The 13,384-nt window shown below is 72.8% G+C and carries 14 protein-coding genes; 9 read left to right on the forward strand and 5 right to left on the reverse strand.

The features are described from left to right. Window positions 1–21 precede the first annotated feature (21 nt). A complete protein-coding gene (locus AB0L00_RS17155) occupies window positions 22–936 on the forward strand; it encodes a C40 family peptidase (protein WP_364434543.1) in 915 nt (304 codons plus the stop codon). Here the strand turns inward: AB0L00_RS17155 and AB0L00_RS17160 are convergent, their stop codons facing one another. Further along, window positions 937–1,425, reverse strand: coding sequence for a MarR family transcriptional regulator (locus AB0L00_RS17160; RefSeq protein ID WP_364434546.1), 489 nt, complete (start codon window positions 1,423–1,425; stop codon window positions 937–939). Window positions 1,426–1,512: 87 nt separating this feature from the next. Between AB0L00_RS17160 and AB0L00_RS17165 the strand changes: the two genes are divergently transcribed. Continuing rightward, window positions 1,513–2,418 carry an ABC transporter ATP-binding protein gene (locus tag AB0L00_RS17165; protein ID WP_364434549.1) on the forward strand — a complete coding sequence of 302 codons (906 nt, stop codon included), beginning with the start codon at window positions 1,513–1,515 and terminating at the stop codon, window positions 2,416–2,418. Next, window positions 2,415–4,007: an ABC transporter permease gene (locus AB0L00_RS17170; RefSeq protein ID WP_364434552.1), complete on the forward strand. Its 1,593-nt coding sequence runs from the start codon at window positions 2,415–2,417 to the stop codon at window positions 4,005–4,007. Before AB0L00_RS17165 ends, AB0L00_RS17170 begins: the two co-directional genes overlap by 4 nt. Here AB0L00_RS17170 and AB0L00_RS17175 read toward each other — a convergent pair whose 3' ends face one another. Together AB0L00_RS17175 and AB0L00_RS17180 are read right to left on the reverse strand one after the other, a co-directional pair. Beyond that, window positions 4,008–4,718, reverse strand: coding sequence for a Mut7-C RNAse domain-containing protein (locus AB0L00_RS17175; protein ID WP_364434555.1), 711 nt, complete (start codon window positions 4,716–4,718; stop codon window positions 4,008–4,010). Window positions 4,719–4,726: 8 nt separating this feature from the next. Further along, entirely contained in the window at window positions 4,727–5,857 is a 1,131-nt protein-coding gene (locus AB0L00_RS17180) for an FAD-binding oxidoreductase (RefSeq protein ID WP_364434557.1), read from the reverse strand. Between the two features lie 202 nt (window positions 5,858–6,059). Here AB0L00_RS17180 and AB0L00_RS17185 point away from each other — a divergent pair, with 202 nt between their 5' ends. Further along, window positions 6,060–6,830: a class III extradiol ring-cleavage dioxygenase gene (locus AB0L00_RS17185; protein WP_364434560.1), complete on the forward strand. Its 771-nt coding sequence runs from the start codon at window positions 6,060–6,062 to the stop codon at window positions 6,828–6,830. Here AB0L00_RS17185 and AB0L00_RS17190 read toward each other — a convergent pair. After that, window positions 6,827–8,179 carry an FAD-binding oxidoreductase gene (locus AB0L00_RS17190; protein ID WP_364434563.1) on the reverse strand — a complete coding sequence of 451 codons (1,353 nt, stop codon included), beginning with the start codon at window positions 8,177–8,179 and terminating at the stop codon, window positions 6,827–6,829. The genes AB0L00_RS17185 and AB0L00_RS17190 overlap by 4 nt on opposite strands. 62 nt (window positions 8,180–8,241) lie before the next feature. Between AB0L00_RS17190 and AB0L00_RS17195 the strand changes: the two genes are divergently transcribed. From AB0L00_RS17195 to AB0L00_RS17205, 3 genes are all read left to right on the forward strand, one after another. Next, window positions 8,242–9,231, forward strand: coding sequence for a WYL domain-containing protein (locus tag AB0L00_RS17195; protein WP_364434565.1), 990 nt, complete (start codon window positions 8,242–8,244; stop codon window positions 9,229–9,231). A 265-nt stretch (window positions 9,232–9,496) separates the two neighbouring features. Then, window positions 9,497–9,988, forward strand: coding sequence for a hypothetical protein (locus AB0L00_RS17200; protein ID WP_364434568.1), 492 nt, complete (start codon window positions 9,497–9,499; stop codon window positions 9,986–9,988). Between the two features lie 286 nt (window positions 9,989–10,274). Continuing rightward, entirely contained in the window at window positions 10,275–10,598 is a 324-nt protein-coding gene (locus tag AB0L00_RS17205; RefSeq protein WP_364434570.1) for a hypothetical protein, read from the forward strand. A 71-nt stretch (window positions 10,599–10,669) separates the two neighbouring features. On the opposite strand, the gene AB0L00_RS17210 is transcribed toward AB0L00_RS17205, so the two are convergent. Next, entirely contained in the window at window positions 10,670–11,884 is a 1,215-nt protein-coding gene (locus AB0L00_RS17210) for a S8 family serine peptidase (RefSeq protein ID WP_364434571.1), read from the reverse strand. A gap of 146 nt (window positions 11,885–12,030) precedes the next feature. On the opposite strand from AB0L00_RS17210, the gene AB0L00_RS17215 reads away from it, so the two are divergent. Then, entirely contained in the window at window positions 12,031–12,396 is a 366-nt protein-coding gene (locus AB0L00_RS17215) for a YrdB family protein (RefSeq protein ID WP_364434573.1), read from the forward strand. A 283-nt stretch (window positions 12,397–12,679) separates the two neighbouring features. Then, on the forward strand, window positions 12,680–13,270 hold the full coding sequence (locus AB0L00_RS17220) for an ATP-binding protein (protein WP_364434576.1): 591 nt from the start codon (window positions 12,680–12,682) through the stop codon (window positions 13,268–13,270). Window positions 13,271–13,384: the final 114 nt, after the last annotated feature.

A 13,384-nucleotide genomic window follows, 5' to 3' on the forward strand; every position in this document is an offset into this window, starting at 1 on the left:
ATGGGGAAGCGGGGCGCTCAGATGTCCATTCGGAATATCGCCGGGTTCGTCGGAATGGCGGGAATCGTCGTCGGGGTCGCGGCGACCACCGGACCGGCGGCCGGGGCGGCGGCCCGCCCGGCCGTACGGGCCGTCGCCGGGTGCGACGTTCTGCAGCCGGGGGCGTCTCCGGTGGCGCAGCAGGCGGTGCGGGCGGCGTGCTCGCAGCTCGGTGTCTGGTACAGCTGGGGCGGCGGCCACGGTCCCGTTCCCGGCGCGACGTACGGCCATTACGACGGGCAGGATCCGGCCAGCAAGGACGACGGGAAAAAGCTCGGATTCGACTGCTCGGGATTGGTGCGATACGCCTATTACCGGGCGACCGGCCGCGACATTCTCAACGGCACCGCCGACAATCAATTCCATACCGGGCAGGCCGTCGCGCGATTCTCCCCTGCGCAGGGCACCGGCCCTCTTCTCCCCGGCGACCTGCTGTTCTGGGGGCGCGGGTGGGTGCACCACGTCGCCATCTACGCCGGGGCCGGTCAGATGGTCGAGGCCTTTCAGTCCGGGACGCATGTCCGGATGACGCCGGTCCGCCTCGGCGGCGACTACGCCGGCGCCGTCCGGGTCAACGGCAGCGGTGGCGGCGGGGGACAGCCCGGCCAGGTGAAGTACTGGGTGAACACCTTCGCCGACGCCGTCGGCTACCGGGAGCCGAACACCGGCGACGCCCAGGGCGTGCTGAACAAGGGGAACAACTACGTCTACTGCAAGGTGTGGGGCGCGCAGGTCGGCGGCGGCGGGCAGTACAACCACTGGTGGCTGCGCACCGACCTCGACCGTACGTACCCCGGCAAGAACGGCCGCGGCGCGTACGTCTCGGCCTACTACCTGTCCCGCTGGGGCAACGACGAGGCCCGCGACGTGAACGGCGGCCCCATCTCCACCTGCTGATCAGCTCTCGCGGGCGGCCCGTATCTCGGCCTTGCGCTTCTGCCATTCGGCGAGGAACTTCGGGAGTTCCTCGTGGATGTAGTCGAAGAACGCCAGCGTCTCGGCGAGTCGTTCGCCGGCGGGGGTGTCGGGGCCCAGCGCCTCGACGCCCTCGCGGATGCTCTTCTGCCAGCGGGGGATGATCCGGTCGCGGTTGAGGATCGCCTCGAACCAGATGTCGGCGTCCGAGACGTAGACGTCGCGGCGGGACCCGGGCTCGCGCTCCCGTCGGAGCATGCGGACCTGGGAGAGGTAGCGCACCGCGCCCGAGATCGCCGCGGGGCTCACCTGAAGCGTTTCGGAGAGCTCGGCGGCGGTGAGGCGACCGGAGTCGGAGCCGAGGAGCGCCGCGAAGACGCGCGCGGGCATGCGCGGCACACCCGCCTCCACCAGGTCCGAGGCGAACCGCTCGATGAACCGGCGCACGGTTTCGGGGTCCCGCTCGGCCACGCGCTCTCACTCCTCTCGGTCCGTGACCAGCTTATCGAAGATTCATTCTATTCACGATTTTGTGAAAGTAGTGTACGTTCTGAAGGTATGACAGACGCGATAACCGTGTCCGGCCTCGTGAAGACCTTCGGCCGGACGCGTGCGCTGGACGGCCTCGACCTGACCGTCCGCTCCGGTGAGGTGCACGGCTTCCTGGGCCCGAACGGCGCGGGCAAGTCGACGACCATCCGCGTCCTGCTCGGCCTCCTGCGGGCCGACACGGGGACGGCGCGGCTGCTGGGCGGTGACCCGTGGCGCGACGTCACCGCGCTGCACCGCCGGCTCGCGTACGTCCCCGGCGACGTCGTCCTCTGGCCGAACCTCACGGGCGGTGAGGTCATCGACCTGCTCGGCCGGCTGCGTGGCGGCCACGACCCGGACCGCAAGGCCGAGCTGCTGGAGCGGTTCGAGCTGGACCCGAAGAAGAAGGGCCGGGCGTACTCCAAGGGCAACCGGCAGAAGGTCGCCCTCGTCGCGGCCTTCGCCTCCGACGTCGAGCTCCTGATCCTCGACGAGCCGACCTCCGGCCTCGACCCGCTCATGGAGGAGGTCTTCCAGCGGTGCGTCGAGGAGGAGCGCGAGCGCGGCCGTACGGTGCTGCTGTCCAGCCACATCCTGTCCGAGGTCGAGGCGCTCTGCGACCGGGTGAGCATCATCCGCCGGGGCCGCACCGTCGAGAGCGGCACGCTCGCCGAGCTGCGGCACCTGACCCGCACGTCGATCACGGCCGAGCTGGCGAGCCCGCCCGACGGGCTGGCGACCCTGCCCGGCGTGCACGACCCCGACGTCCAGGGCACCCGCGTCCGGCTCGAGGTCGACACCGACAAGCTCGACGAGGTGCTGAAGCACCTCACCCGGGCCGGCGTCCGCAGCCTCACGAGCACTCCGCCGACCCTGGAGCAGCTGTTCCTCCGCCACTACGAGGACGAGGCGCCCGCGGGGATGGCCCGATGAACGCTCTCGCCGGCACCGGGCAGTTGCTCAAGCTCGGTCTGCGGCGCAGCCGCATCATGCTCGCCGTCTGGGTCTACGCCCTCGTCGCGTACCTGGGCAGCACCGCGTACGGCTTCAAGAAGCTGTACGACACGCCCGCGTCGCTGCGCGACTTCGTCTCCGGCATCAACGGCAACGGCGCGACGGTCGCCATGTACGGCCGGATCCACGTCGCCGGCTCGGTCGGCGGCATCACCGCCTGGCGGATGGCGGCCACCGGCGGCGCGCTCGTCGGCGTGATGAGCGTTCTGCTGGTGGTCAGGCACACGCGGGGCGACGAGGAGGCGGGCCGCCTCGAACTGGTCGGCGCGGGCGCGGTCGGCCGCCGGGCGCCGCTGACCGCCGGCCTGCTCGTCGGGGTGGTCGCGAACCTCGCGCTCGCCCTCGTCTCGACCATCGCGTTGATCGCCTTCGGCCTGCCGGTGGCGGGCTCGCTCGCGACCGGGCTCGCCTGGACGGTCCCGGGTCTGTGCTTCACCGCCGTCGCGGGCGTGACCGCCCAACTCGCCGAGACGGCCCAGGCGGCGCGGGGCATCGCGCTCGCCGTCGTCGGCGTCGCCTACCTGCTGCGCGCGGTGGGGGACGCCGGCCGCGTCTCCTGGCTGACGTGGCTGTCGCCGATCGGCTGGGCGCAGCAGGTCCGGCCCTACGGCGCGGAGCGGTGGTGGGTCATCGGCCTCGGAGCGGTCGTCGCGGTCGCGGTGGTGTTCGCGGCGTACGCGCTGGTCGAGCACAGGGACCTGGGCGCCGGTCTGCTGCCGGCCCGGCCGGGCCCGGCCGACGCGGCCCCGTACCTGCGCAGTCCGCTGGCCCTCGCGTGGCGGCTGCACCGGGGCGCGCTGCTCGGCTGGCTGGCCGGGTTCGCCGTGTACGGCGCGGCGATCGGCGCCGTCCTCAAGGGCCTCGGGGACCTGCTCAAGAACAGTTCCGGCACGCAGGACCTGCTCACCAAGATGGGCGGGCAGCGTGGCCTGGAGGACTCCTACGTCGGCACGGTCATGGGCGTCCTCGGGCTGATCGCCGCGGCGTACGCCGTGCAGGTGGTGCTGCGGATGCGCACCGAGGAGACCGCGCAGCGCCTCGAACCGCTCCTGGCGACGAGGGTCCGCCGGCTGCGGTGGTCGATCGGCCACCTGCTGTTCGCGGCGGTGGGGCCGGTCGTGCTGCTCGGCGTCGCCGGCCTGGCGGCGGGGCTGGCCCACGGGCTGCGCACGCACGACCTCGGCACCCAGGTGCCCCGTCTGCTGGGCGCGGCGGTGGTGCAGGCGCCCGCCGCGTGGGTGGCGGCCGCGATCGCGGTGCTGCTGTTCGGCGCGGCGCCCCGGTTCGCGCCGGCCGCCTGGGGCGTGCTCGGCGTCTTCCTGCTCCTCGGCCAGCTGGGGCCGGTCCTCAAGCTCGGCCAGGCGGTGATGGACCTGTCGCCGTTCACGCACGTGCCCAAGCTGCCCGGCGCGGAGCTGACGGCGACGCCGATCCTCGCGCTCACCGCCGTCGCGACCGCGGTCACCGCCGCCGGCCTCGCGGGCCTCCGCCGCCGCGACATCGGCTGATCACGAGGAGCTGAGAGCGGCGTCCACGATCGCCTGCAGCCGGCGGTGATGGGCACCCTTCCAGTAGAGGCGGCCGCACTCCCGGCACTGCGCGTAGCCGTCGTAACTGCGCCGGGTGCCCGGCTGGAGGAGGTGCTCGATGATCTCCTTGGCGACCGGCGCCAGCAGGCCGTTGCAGGCGGTGCACCGGGTCCACGGGGCGAGCGGTGGCGCGAACCGGTCCAGGACGTCGCGGAACTGCTCCTCCGGCCGGGCGCCGCGCACGTATGCCCCGAACCACAGCCGCCGGCGGCGGAGCAGGCCGCGGTCCTGCGTCAGCAGGATCCGATGCTCGCGGTCGGCCAGCTCGACCAGGGCGTCGTCGTCGATGTCGTTGTGGTAGTCCGTGTCCACCCCGACGAGCCGCAGCCGCCGGGCCAGCTTCCCGAGGTGGACGTCGAGGGTGAAGCGGGGCGGCCCCGCGGGCAGGCGCTGCGGGCGGTTTACGGCCCGCACCTGGATCACGTCCCCGTCCCGTGGCCGGTACGACGGCGGCACCGGCCGGTCGGCGACGAGCAGGTCGCCCACCTCGGGCAGCGGGACGCCGACGGACTCGACCACGTGCCCGAGGGAGGAGGTTCCGTCGAGCGGGGCGAGGACCGTACCGCCGCGGGCGGCGGGTGCGAGGAAGAAACGGAGTTCGGCGGCGAACTCCAGCCGGGCGTGCCCCATGGGTGCTGCTATCCCCGGTCTCGCGCCGGGCATTCGGGCTCCGCGGCCGGGGCGGGCGCCGGAACGGTGAACCGCGCCGGGCGGAACGGCCGGAGCAGCGCCGACTCCTTGCCGTACACCTCCCCGGCCACCAGGTCGCCGAGCAGCGGCGCGAGCGTGATCCCGCTGTGCGTCACGACGGTGTACACCCGAGAGGCGGCGTCCGTGAACCCGGCGACGGTGCGGCGGTCGGCGGGCATGGCGCGCTGCCCCACGCGGGTCCGCTCGACCCGCGCGCCCTCCGTCGCGGACAGGGCCTCGGGCAGCCGGGCGAGCATCTCCGCGCCGACGTCGTCCGGCGGCGGCGTCTCGGGGTCGGCGGCCTCGTCGAGGTCGAGCGCCTGGAGGAGCAGGCGGCCGCCGCCGTCGGGGCGGACGTTCAGGCGGTCGCTCGTGAGCACGCGCCCCAGCCGGACGGGGACCGGCGTGGTCGTGACGAGGAATCCGTTCGTGACCGTGCCCGAGACCCGTGGGTCGAGCACGGGGACGTCGACGAGCCCGCCCGTCCACCGGCCGGCGCAGCAGACCAGGATGTCGGCGGCGCGGACGCCGCCGTCGGCCAGCGTGACGCTCACCCCGCCCCGGCCCGACGTGATCTCGCGGACGGCGGCGCCGGTCTCCACGCGGGCACCCCGGTCGCGCGCCTCGCCGAGGAGGCGGGCGAGGAGCACGGCCGGGATCACGTGCCCTTCCTCCGGGAAGAAGACGTAGTCCGTGTCGTCGGGCTGGGCGGCCAGGTCGGGTTCGAGCTCGGCGGCGCGCCGGGCGGTGATCCGCTCGGCCGCGTACTCGCGGTCGCGCAGCCGCTCGACGCGGGCGCTGAGCTCGAGGCGGCGGGTCTCGCCGTTCGCCCACTCGAGGTGCCCGGTGGGGACGAAGCCCTCTCCGCCCAGGGCGTGGTAGGCGTGGACCGCCGTGTGGTTCAGCGCGAAGTAGTCCTCGGGGTCCTTGTCGTTGGCGTTGACCCAGGCGAAGGACGTGCCGGTGGTGCCGGCGCCCGGGAAGCGCTGTTCGAGGACGGTCACCCATGCGCCTCGGCGGGTCAGCCCGGCGGCGACGGCGGCGCCGATGACGCCGGCACCGATCACCAAGACTCGCACGTCGGGCTCCTTCCGTCCCAGGTGACGCGTTCGCTGACCGCGACGGTAGCGAAGTCGGCCTCTCAGGTCAGGGAACGGCTCCGTCCCTGTCGGGTTCTTCACCATCACTTGGACGAAAGAACTTGAGAGTTCAACTAAATCGGGTAGGCTGGGTTCGTAAGTTGAGCTTTCAATCATTGGGTCGATCATCTGGAGGGTCACGATGTCCGAACGGATGCCGGTGATCTACCTCAGCCACGGCGCACCGCCGCTCGCGGACGACGCGATCTGGCCCGGCCAGCTCGCCGCCTGGTCGGCCGACCTGCCGCGCCCCGAGGCGATCCTCGTCGTCTCGGCGCACTGGGAGTCGGCGCCGCTCGCCATCGGCGCCACTCGTCCGGTGCCGCTGACGTACGACTTCTGGGGTTTCCCCGAGCACTACTACCAGGTCACCTACCCCGCGCCGGGCGCGCCGGAGCTCGCCGCCAAGGTGCGCAAGCTCGTCGGCGGCCCGGTCCACGAGGACCCCGAGCGCGGCCTGGACCACGGCGCGTACGTCCCGCTGGTGGAGATGTACCCGGACGCCGACGTCCCGGTCCTGCAGATCTCCATGCCGACGCTGGACCCGGAACGGCTGCTGGCCCTCGGCCGCCGCCTCGCGCCGCTGCGCGACGAGGGCGTGCTGATCGTCGGAAGCGGCTTCTTCACCCACAACCTGCGCGCCCTCAGCATGGACCCGGACCCCGCGAACGCGCCCGGCTGGTCCAAGGAGTTCGACGCGTGGGGACGGGAGACGCTCGCGGCCGGCGACCTCGACGCGCTGCTCGACTTCGAGCACCGGGCGCCGGCCGGCCGGCTCGCCCACCCGCGCACGGAGCACTTCGCGCCGCTGTTCGTCACCCTCGGCGCCGGCGAGGCCGAGCTGGACACCCAGCGCAGCGTCATCGACGGCTTCTGGCTCGGCATGGCCAAGCGCTCCGTCCAGCTCGGCTAGCCCTGGAACAGGCCGTCCGGGTCGTACGCGGCCCGGAGGCCGGCCAGCCGCCGGTAGGTCTCCGGGGCGAACGCCGAGCGCAGTTCGTCCTCCTCCAGCGGTCCGTAGCTGAAGTTGAGGGAGCGGCCGAGCGCGTCGGCGGCGAACGGCGCGAGGACCTCCTCGTGCAGCGCCCGCGCCTTGTCCTCCTCGCCGGATTCGACGAGGGACAGGACGTTCAGCAGGTAGGCGGCCTCCCGGTGCCCGACGGCGTTCGCGACGCGGGGCGGCCGTGCCAGCGCCCCGCCGAGGTGCCGGAGCCCGACCACGCACATCATCGGGGCCGCCGGGCCTGCCGATCCCGGCAGGGAGGCGAGCGCGGTCGGATCGAGCCCGCGCAGCAGGCGGTTCTGTGACCGGTACGCGTGCGGCCGGTCCGGCTCGGCGAAGACCATGCTCGACTCGGTATAAGGCAGGTCGCGCAGCGTGTCCCGCAGCTGCGGACCGACGGCGCGCAGCGGCTCGACCAGCTCCCGGCCCTCGGCCTCGGCGCCCAGGTGGGCGATCTGGACGTGCGCCACGTGCCGTCCGCGCAGCTCCTCCGGCACCATCGGCAGGTCCGGATAGCACAGCGCCGTCAGGCCCGAGGCCAGCTCCTCCGGCACCGTCTCCGTCCACCGCCGCCAGGCCTCGAACACATCGGGCACCCGCGCGATGTCGAAGTACAGGCCGCCGCCGAAGAGCCGGGTGATGGGCAGCAGTTCGACCACCATGCCGGTGACCACCCCGAGGCCGCGGCCACCGCCGCGCAGCGCCCAGAACAGGTCCGGTTCGGCGGCCGCGGTGACCGTACGGAGCCGTCCGTCCACCGTGACCAGGTCGAAGCGGCGCACGTGGTCCGCGGCGAACCCGTGCCGGCGTGCCACCAGGCCGACGCCGCCCCCGAGCGTGTACGAGACCGCCCCGACGCCGGGAAAGCTCCCGGACAGCGGGGCCAGGCCGTACGGCGCCGCCGCCTCGACGACGTCGCGCCAGGTCGCCCCGGCCGCGACGAACGCCGTACGCGCCTCGGGATCCACCCGGACCTCGGACATCCGGCGGGTGCCGATCAGCACCCCGTCCCGCAGCGCGCGACCCAGTCCGTGCCCCGTGGCCTGGACCGCGACGCGCAGACCTCGCGCCGCGGCGTACTCGACCGCGGCTCGTACGTCCTCCGCGTCGGCCGCGCCGACGATCACCGCCGGCCGGTGTGGTGCCAGCCGCTGGTAGCCGAGGCGCTCGCCGTCGTAGCCGTCGGTCTCCGGAAGGTGGACCGGCCCGTGCGCGCGGTCCCGCAGGTGGTCGAGGTCCCCACTCGTCGTCTCGTTCATGCCCGCCACCGTAGGAGGCCTTCCGGACGCATCTTGTCCGGAACGGATGGCAGTCTGAGATCGTGACCGAGACGCGCAAGAATCTGCCCGGCCGGCTGCTGCGCCTGCTGGCGTTGCTGCAGAGCCGACGGGAGTGGTCCGGCGCCGAGCTGGCCGAACGCCTGGGCGTCACCGACCGTACCCTGCGCCGCGACGTCACCCGGCTGCGCGCGCTGGACTATCCGGTGGAGGGCGTGACCGGTACGGCCGGGGGCTACCGGCTGATCTCCGGCCGCAACCTCCCGCCGCTGCTGCTGGACGACGATGAGGCCATCGCGGTCGCGCTCGGCCTGGTGACGGCGGCGGACGGCAGCGTGGCCGGGATCGAGGAGAGCTCCGCGCGGGCGCTCGCCAAGCTCGAACAGGTGTTGCCGGCCCGATTGCGGCCCCGCCTGGCCGCCCTGAGCGAGGCCGCCGTCGCCGTACGGCACGGCACCGCGCCGCGCGTGTCCCCTGATGTGCTCGCCGTGATCGCGGCGTGCCGCCGCGACGGGCGGCTGCTCTCCTTCGACTACCGGAACCGCGCGGACGAGGTCGGCGCCCGCCGGGTCGAGCCGCACCATCTCGTCGCCCTGCGGGGATGGTGGTATCTCATCGCGTACGACCCGGAGCGGGCGGACTGGCGCACGTTCCGGGCCGACCGGATCGAGCGGCCGACGCCCGCGCACGCCCGGTTCGAGCCGCGCGAGTTGCCGGCGCCGGATCCCGCCGCGTACCTCACCCGCGGCCTCGCCCGTGCCACCTACCGCCATACCGCGCGGATGACGGTCCGGCTGCCCGCCGACGCCGTCCGCGCCGGCCGGTTCTTCTCGATCCCCGGCGAGATCGAGGACCGCGGAGCGGACGGGTGCGCGATCCGCCTCAGCGCGGACTCCGTCGATCTGGTGGTGCAGTGCATCGCCGTGATCGCGGCCCTCGGTGCCGAGTTCACCCTCGAGGCCCCGCCGGAGATCATCGATCGGGTGCGGAACCTCGGGCGCCGACTGACCCGGCCGCCGGCGCCTTCCTCCTGAAACGAGAGATCAGGCATTGACGCTCGGTCGCGATCCGCTCGAAAGCGTCTGTCAGGGCAGGTGGTCCGGTGTGCTCGACGATCCGGCGCCGGGTGCGATAGGGCGAGCCTATAGGAGCCGTGTTTGGAGACTCATTACCTGTTGGTAGTGGTGTGCGCCGATTAGCGAGGGATGATGGCAATTACGGCGCCCCTGGCTTAGTGATCCCCGGGCCGTCGTGTTTCGGGCTCTATGCCATTCCAATCCCAAAGGAGGCATGACTGTGGTGAGGAAAGCGTCCGTTAGCGGCCTGGCGGCCGCGGCGGTGGCGAGCGGTCTCCTCATGGCCGCGCCCGCATACGCCCAGACTCGTTCCGCCCCCTCGACCGGCAGCCAGGTCGTCACGGCCACGGCCGGGGAGCTCGTCTCCGCCCTGCCCGGCGACGACGGCCGGCGGCGCCGCGAGCGTGAGCGCATGCGCAGGCAGCGCGAGCGCGAGATGCGCCGAGAGGAGCACATGAGGCGCAAGCACCACGGCCGGGAGTACGGCCATGAACACGGCCGGGAGTACGGCCATGAGCGCGGCCGGGAGTACGGCCATGAGCACGGACGAGAGCAGGGCCGGGAGTACGGCCGGGAGCGCGGCCGGGAAGAGATCCCCCGCGAACGCGGCACCACCGAGCGGACGCGGGTCGGGACGCACGAACACGGCCGGACCGGCATGCACGAGCGTGGCCGGACCGGCATGGAGGAGCACGGCCAGGTCGGCATGGAGTAGCACGGCCGGGTCGGCACCGGCGATATGTCCGGCGTCGTGGGCAGCGAGTAAAAGCCATACCACTCGATCGATTCGAGGGCACAGGCGGCGCCTGTGCCCTCGACCTGTCGCGAGCCGACGCCGATCGGCGGAACCTATCGGAGTAGCGATCTAAAAAGACGTTACCGGCTCATTGTGTTGTATTCAGGTCAGGTAGCAATAATGGCTGGTGTAGGCCTCCCGCAAATGCGATCAAGACGGTCGTCACCTCAGAACGTCATGCGCTTTTGGTAAAAGGAGGCTCAACGTGTTGAGGAAAGCGTGGGTCGCTTCCGGCCTCGCCACCGCCGCCACCGCCGGCGCGCTGATGCTGGCGTCGCCCGCGAGCGCACAGAGCGGCGCGATGGCGTCCGCTCACAGCCAGATCGTGGCGATGGCGCAGAGCAACGCCGGCCATGTGTCCGCGTCCGACCACCATCGACGCCATCACCGGCACCACTATCGGCACCACCGCCATCACCGGCACCACTACCGGCACCACCGCCATCACCGGCACCACTACCGGCACCACCGCCACGGACGCGGCGAGTTCCGCCACGGACGCGGCGAGTTCCGGCACGGGCGGCGGTAGTTCCGGCCGCGTGTCGAACAGCGACCAGTCGGGATGGGGTCCGGGCCGCCGATTCGTTCGGCGGCCCTCGCTCACCCGGCCTGGAAGGCCGTGACGCCGTTCGGGGTGCCCAGGCCCGTGGGGCCGTCGTAGCCGGGCCCCGCCGTGCACAGGTACTCCGGGGTGCACGAGCCGTTGCTGCCGGACGTCACGTCGTGGAGCGCGCCCGTGCGCCCGTACGGGAAGGACGCCGGGTCACTGTCCGCGGGCGGCGGCCCGGCCAGCGCGTACGCCGCGGCGATGATCGGAGCGGAGGCGCTCGTGCCGCCGACGACCAGCCAGCCGCCGACGCCGTACGTGTCGTAGACCGCCACGCCCGTGGCCGGATCGGCGACGGCGGACACGTCGGTGATCGTCCGCCGCTCGCAGCCGGTGTCCCGCTGCCGGCCCGGTTTGGCGGTGAACGCGGAACAGCCGGACCCCGCGCCGCTCCAGGCGACCTCCGTCCACCCGCGCGGCCCGCCCGACCGGCGCAGCGCGGTTCCGCCGACCGCCGTGACCCGCGGTGAGGTCGCCGGGTACATGGTGCCGTACCCGCTGTCCCCCGACGCGGCCGTGATCGCGACCCCGGGGTGAGTGAAGTACGCGGTGTCGTAGCGGGTGGTCGAGGCGTCCTCCCGGCCGCCGTAGCTGTTGGAAATGTAGCGCGCGCCCAGGCGCGCGGCCGTGTTGACGCCGGCGCCGAGCGCCTCCATGTCCGGCTCGCTCGCCTCGACGAGGAGGATCCGGCAGTTCGGGCAGGCCGCCGAGACCATGTCCAGGTCCAGGGCCGCCTCCTCACCCCAGCCGACGTCGGCCGCCGGCAACCGGGTACCGCCGTTCTGGTCGACCTTCCGCAGGCAGCCGTTCGCGGTGGTGCAGGGCGGCAGCCGGTACTGCGCCCGGTAGGTGGCCAGGTCCGCCTCCGCCCGCGGGTTGTCGAAGGCCACGACGATGGCGACCGTCTGCCCGCTCCCGCGCGCCGCCGTGGGCAGGCCGTACGCGTGCTGCAGGTCGGCCGGCCCGAGACCGGCCGGGGGCGCGGACTTCAGCATGCCCTGCTGCGGCGCGACGTCGGCGCGTACGAGGGCCAGGCAGGACATGCGGTCGCCGGTGGGGGCACCGCAGGCGGGAACCACCGAGAGCCGGGGGTGGGCCTCCGCCGGGGCGGCGTTCACGGGCTGCGCGGCCAGGACACCGGATGCGGTGAGCGCGGCCGCGAGCGCCGACGATAGCCGTCGACGCGGCGGGAGAGTGAGCGATGACACCCTGCTATTGACAGCACAGGCGGTGGTTCGGCTTCGATCACCGACGAGCCGCCCTCGTCGATCGGTCGACCATCGTTTACCCGCCCTTGCCCGGACGCTCGGTGAGCACCAGCCGTACGCTTTGCGCAGCCGAGAAGAGGAGCCCGATGGTGCCGCGGCCGTTGCACGTGGTGAACGAGGGACTGGCGTTCGCGCTGGAGATCGCCGCACTGGCCGTGCTCGCCTGGTGGGGTGCCGACGCCGGCGACGGGGTGGCCCTGAGCGTCCTGCTGGGCGTGGGCGTTCCACTGGTCACCGCCGTGGTCTGGGGGCTCTTCGCCGCGCCGAAGGCCAGGGTCCGGCTGCCGCTGGCCGGCGTCCTGCTCGTCAAGGTCCTCGTGTTCGGCGCCGCCACCGCCGCTCTGTACGCGCTGGACCACGGTGCCCTGGCCCTCGTCGGTGCGGTGATCGTGGTCGCCAACCTGGTGCTCGCGACCCTGGACCGGAACGCCCTGGTGCGGAACCGCGCATAGCCGTCCCGCTCACCGGTCGCCTTCTCCCCGGCCGGGCGGCTACCTGGAATACGCGGGTGGAATGCGTAGCGATACGGGGGATTGTCCCGGCGCGGAGACGGGGGTCCCGGGCGCATGCTCGTGGTCATGAGCCCACTCAGATCCGCTCAGTGGTAACCGGAGGGACGATCAAAGGTACGAGAACGATGTGTCAGCGGCAGCCCACGTGCCCGCCCGCAGACGCGGTCAGGTACGTGATCCCCCATCCGGGACGGGACCGGCCCCTCCACGAGGAGTGGGCGACATGAATCGGCCCGTTCTCACCAGCACCCCCATGACGACCCCTGCGGGTGTGCAGCGGCGGCAGCCCTCGTTGCCGTCGGTCGCACTCGCCCCTGGGAGCGGAGGCGTCCACCGGCGGCATGGGCCCATTGCCGCCGTCCGCCGTGGTGAGCCCACCCGTCCTCCCAAGGGACCGGGGAGCGGTCAGGGCGGCACCGCCTCATGGCCGCTCCCCCCTTCGACCGCCGCGGTTCCACCGGCCCGCCGGCTCGCCGGCGAGCAACTGGAGCACTGGGGCCTCGGCCACCATCGTGACACCGCCGAACTGCTGGTCAGCGAGCTCGTCACCAACGCCGTACGCCACGGAAAGGGACAGATCGACCTGACCGTGCACGCGGAGGAGGGCACGCTGCGGTTCGAAGTGCACGATGAGGCCGCCGAGTCGATCGCCCGGGTGCGCCCGGTCGACGAGATCGACGAGGGCGGGCGCGGGCTTCACCTGGTCGGCATGCTGTCCAGCCGCTGGGGAGCCGCGCGTACCGCGACCGGGAAGACCGTCTGGTTCGAACTGCGGACGCACCGGCCGCCTCAGGACACCGATGTCGACAAGTGAGGGAGGTGCCAGCGAATACAACACAGCGATACCCGTTTGATGCCTCGCAAGGATCCGGGGGCCGGAAGGCGGGCCCCCTCGCCAGGACGCTGCCCGACCCCCGGATCCGCCCGC

The sequence above is a fragment of the Actinoallomurus sp. NPDC052308 genome (assembly GCF_040679195.1).
GTDB classification, from domain to species: Bacteria; Actinomycetota; Actinomycetes; order Streptosporangiales; family Streptosporangiaceae; genus Actinoallomurus; species Actinoallomurus liliacearum.